The sequence below is a fragment of the Streptomyces humi genome, assembly GCF_001005085.2.
Taxonomy (GTDB): Bacteria; Actinomycetota; Actinomycetes; order Streptomycetales; family Streptomycetaceae; genus Streptomyces; species Streptomyces humi.
Window position 1 is genome coordinate 1 of record NZ_LBMU02000042.1, and the last position, 5,069, is coordinate 5,069.

Genomic DNA, 5,069 nt, shown 5'->3' on the forward strand with positions numbered 1-5,069 from the left:
AACACAGTGGACGCGAGCAACTGAGGACAAGCCCTCGGCCTATTAGTACCGGTCACCTCCACCAGTTACCTGGCTTCCAGATCCGGCCTATCAACCCAGTCGTCTACTGGGAGCCTTACCCTCTTATAGAGGTGGGAGTCCTCATCTCGAAGCAGGCTTCCCGCTTAGATGCTTTCAGCGGTTATCCCTCCCGAACGTAGCCAACCAGCCATGCCCTTGGCAGAACAACTGGCACACCAGAGGTTCGTCCGTCCCGGTCCTCTCGTACTAGGGACAGCCCTTCTCAAGACTCCTACGCGCACAGCGGATAGGGACCGAACTGTCTCACGACGTTCTAAACCCAGCTCGCGTACCGCTTTAATGGGCGAACAGCCCAACCCTTGGGACCGACTCCAGCCCCAGGATGCGACGAGCCGACATCGAGGTGCCAAACCATCCCGTCGATATGGACTCTTGGGGAAGATCAGCCTGTTATCCCCGGGGTACCTTTTATCCGTTGAGCGACGGCGCTTCCACAAGCCACCGCCGGATCACTAGTCCCGACTTTCGTCCCTGCTCGACCCGTCGGTCTCACAGTCAAGCTCCCTTGTGCACTTACACTCAACACCTGATTGCCAACCAGGCTGAGGGAACCTTTGGGCGCCTCCGTTACTCTTTAGGAGGCAACCGCCCCAGTTAAACTACCCATCAGACACTGTCCCTGATCCGGATCACGGACCCAGGTTAGACATCCAGCACGACCAGACTGGTATTTCAACGACGACTCCCACCGAACTGGCGTCCGATGCTCAAAGTCTCCCAGCTATCCTACACAAGCCGAACCGAACACCAATATCAAACTGTAGTAAAGGTCCCGGGGTCTTTCCGTCCTGCTGCGCGAAACGAGCATCTTTACTCGTAGTGCAATTTCACCGGGCCTATGGTTGAGACAGTCGAGAAGTCGTTACGCCATTCGTGCAGGTCGGAACTTACCCGACAAGGAATTTCGCTACCTTAGGATGGTTATAGTTACCACCGCCGTTTACTGGCGCTTAAGTTCTCAGCTTCGCCCCACCGAAATGGAGCTAACCGGTCCCCTTAACGTTCCAGCACCGGGCAGGCGTCAGTCCGTATACATCGCCTTACGGCTTCGCACGGACCTGTGTTTTTAGTAAACAGTCGCTTCTCGCTGGTCTCTGCGGCCACCCCCAGCTCGAACAGCAAGTGTTCTCACCAGGCGTGGCCCCCCTTCTCCCGAAGTTACGGGGGCATTTTGCCGAGTTCCTTAACCATAGTTCACCCGAACGCCTCGGTATTCTCTACCTGACCACCTGAGTCGGTTTAGGGTACGGGCCGCCATGAAACTCGCTAGAGGCTTTTCTCGACAGCATAGGATCATCCACTTCACCACAATCGGCTCGGCATCAGGTCTCAGCCTTGATGTGCGACGGATTTACCTACCGCACGGCCTACACCCTTACCCCGGGACAACCACCGCCCGGGCTGGACTACCTTCCTGCGTCACCCCATCACTCACCTACTACCACCTTGGATCAGCGGCTCCACCACTCCCCTTTGCCCGAAGGCTCCGGGGCGGCTTCACGGCCTTAGCATTAATGGGCTCGATGTTTGACGCTTCACAGCGGGTACCGGAATATCAACCGGTTATCCATCGACTACGCCTGTCGGCCTCGCCTTAGGTCCCGACTTACCCTGGGCAGATCAGCTTGACCCAGGAACCCTTAGTCAATCGGCGCACACGTTTCCCACGTGTGAATCGCTACTCATGCCTGCATTCTCACTCGTCAACCGTCCACAACTACCTTCCGGTGCTGCTTCACCCGGCAGACGACGCTCCCCTACCCATCCGTACAGGCGTTGGCCCTGTTGTACGAATGACACGACTTCGGCGGTACGCTTGAGCCCCGCTACATTGTCGGCGCGGAATCACTAGACCAGTGAGCTATTACGCACTCTTTCAAGGGTGGCTGCTTCTAAGCCAACCTCCTGGTTGTCTCTGCGACTCCACATCCTTTCCCACTTAGCGTACGCTTAGGGGCCTTAGTCGATGCTCTGGGCTGTTTCCCTCTCGACCATGGAGCTTATCCCCCACAGTCTCACTGCCGCGCTCTCACTTACCGGCATTCGGAGTTTGGCTAAGGTCAGTAACCCGGTAGGGCCCATCGCCTATCCAGTGCTCTACCTCCGGCAAGAAACACACGACGCTGCACCTAAATGCATTTCGGGGAGAACCAGCTATCACGGAGTTTGATTGGCCTTTCACCCCTAACCACAGGTCATCCCCCAGGTTTTCAACCCTGGTGGGTTCGGTCCTCCACGAAGTCTTACCTCCGCTTCAACCTGCCCATGGCTAGATCACTCCGCTTCGGGTCTTGAGCGTGCTACTCAAACGCCCTATTCGGACTCGCTTTCGCTACGGCTACCCCACACGGGTTAACCTCGCAACACACCGCAAACTCGCAGGCTCATTCTTCAAAAGGCACGCAGTCACACCACAAGGATGCTCCCACGGCTTGTAGGCACACGGTTTCAGGTACTATTTCACTCCCCTCCCGGGGTACTTTTCACCATTCCCTCACGGTACTATCCGCTATCGGTCACCAGGGAATATTTAGGCTTAGCGGGTGGTCCCGCCAGATTCACACGGGATTTCTCGGGCCCCGTGCTACTTGGGTGTTCTTCAAGCGAGCCGTACAGATTTCAGCTACGGGGGTCTTACCCTCTACGCCGGACCTTTCGCATGTCCTTCGCTTATCCATACGGTTTCTGACTCGCCGACCAGCCGGCAGACTGGTCAAGAAGAATCCCACAACCCCGTATACGCAACCCCTGCCGGGTCTCACACGCATACGGTTTGGCCTCATCCGGTTTCGCTCGCCACTACTCCCGGAATCACGGTTGTTTTCTCTTCCTGAGGGTACTGAGATGTTTCACTTCCCCTCGTTCCCTCCACACTGCCTATGTGTTCAGCAGCGGGTGACAGCCCATGACGACTGCCGGGTTTCCCCATTCGGAAACCCCCGGATCAAAGCCTGGTTGACGACTCCCCGGGGACTATCGTGGCCTCCCACGTCCTTCATCGGTTCCTGGTGCCAAGGCATCCACCGTGCGCCCTTAAAAACTTGGCCACAGATGCTCGCGTCCACTGTGCAGTTCTCAAACAACGACCAGCCACCCGTCACACACCACTTACGCGATGCTTCACCGGGGCCGGCATCGAGGGGACTCTCGTTCCCTCAGACACCCAACAGCGTGCCCGACACCCTCGCCCCTTCTTCATCCGTTCCACGCCGAAGCAGTACTGGGAAGAGAAAAGATCAAGTGTGCCGAGTAGTCAACGTTCCACCCATGAGCAACCGTGCAAGACATTTGCTTGCAGTCGGCTATGTGCTCCTTAGAAAGGAGGTGATCCAGCCGCACCTTCCGGTACGGCTACCTTGTTACGACTTCGTCCCAATCGCCAGTCCCACCTTCGACAGCTCCCTCCCACAAGGGGTTGGGCCACCGGCTTCGGGTGTTACCGACTTTCGTGACGTGACGGGCGGTGTGTACAAGGCCCGGGAACGTATTCACCGCAGCAATGCTGATCTGCGATTACTAGCGACTCCGACTTCATGGGGTCGAGTTGCAGACCCCAATCCGAACTGAGACCGGCTTTTTGAGATTCGCTCCACCTCACGGTATCGCAGCTCATTGTACCGGCCATTGTAGCACGTGTGCAGCCCAAGACATAAGGGGCATGATGACTTGACGTCGTCCCCACCTTCCTCCGAGTTGACCCCGGCGGTCTCCCGTGAGTCCCCAGCACCACAAGGGCCTGCTGGCAACACGGGACAAGGGTTGCGCTCGTTGCGGGACTTAACCCAACATCTCACGACACGAGCTGACGACAGCCATGCACCACCTGTACACCGACCACAAGGGGGCGCCTGTCTCCAGACGTTTCCGGTGTATGTCAAGCCTTGGTAAGGTTCTTCGCGTTGCGTCGAATTAAGCCACATGCTCCGCCGCTTGTGCGGGCCCCCGTCAATTCCTTTGAGTTTTAGCCTTGCGGCCGTACTCCCCAGGCGGGGAACTTAATGCGTTAGCTGCGGCACCGACGACGTGGAATGTCGCCAACACCTAGTTCCCACCGTTTACGGCGTGGACTACCAGGGTATCTAATCCTGTTCGCTCCCCACGCTTTCGCTCCTCAGCGTCAGTAATGGCCCAGAGATCCGCCTTCGCCACCGGTGTTCCTCCTGATATCTGCGCATTTCACCGCTACACCAGGAATTCCGATCTCCCCTACCACACTCTAGCTAGCCCGTATCGACTGCCGACCCGGAGTTAAGCCCCGGGCTTTCACAATCGACGTGACAAGCCGCCTACGAGCTCTTTACGCCCAATAATTCCGGACAACGCTTGCGCCCTACGTATTACCGCGGCTGCTGGCACGTAGTTAGCCGGCGCTTCTTCTGCAGGTACCGTCACTTTCGCTTCTTCCCTGCTGAAAGAGGTTTACAACCCGAAGGCCGTCATCCCTCACGCGGCGTCGCTGCATCAGGCTTTCGCCCATTGTGCAATATTCCCCACTGCTGCCTCCCGTAGGAGTCTGGGCCGTGTCTCAGTCCCAGTGTGGCCGGTCGCCCTCTCAGGCCGGCTACCCGTCGTCGCCTTGGTGAGCCACTACCTCACCAACAAGCTGATAGGCCGCGGGCTCATCCTTCACCGCCGGAGCTTTTAACCCTCACAGATGCCTGCGAGAGTGTTATCCGGTATTAGACCCCGTTTCCAGGGCTTGTCCCAGAGTGAAGGGCAGATTGCCCACGTGTTACTCACCCGTTCGCCACTAATCCCCACCGAAGTGGTTCATCGTTCGACTTGCATGTGTTAAGCACGCCGCCAGCGTTCGTCCTGAGCCAGGATCAAACTCTCCGTGAATGCTTTTCACGGGAGCGGAACAGCCGGAGGAATGATCCGGCCGTTCACAGCGTCCTCGCTGTATTTTTCTTCAAAGGAACCTCGCCCCAGCCGATGTTCGGCCGGAGACGGGGTATCAACATATCTGGCGTTGACTTTTGGCACGC

2 rRNA genes are annotated in these 5,069 nt (G+C 57.5%); both read right to left on the reverse strand.

Annotated elements, in window-relative coordinates:
- Positions 1–22: 22 nt before the first annotated feature.
- A 23S ribosomal RNA gene (locus tag AAW13_RS19975) occupies positions 23–3,128 on the reverse strand.
- Positions 3,129–3,398: 270 nt separating this feature from the next.
- Positions 3,399–4,923: ribosomal RNA gene (locus AAW13_RS19980) — 16S ribosomal RNA — on the reverse strand.
- Together the 16S and 23S rRNA genes form the textbook arrangement of a ribosomal RNA operon.
- Positions 4,924–5,069: the final 146 nt, after the last annotated feature.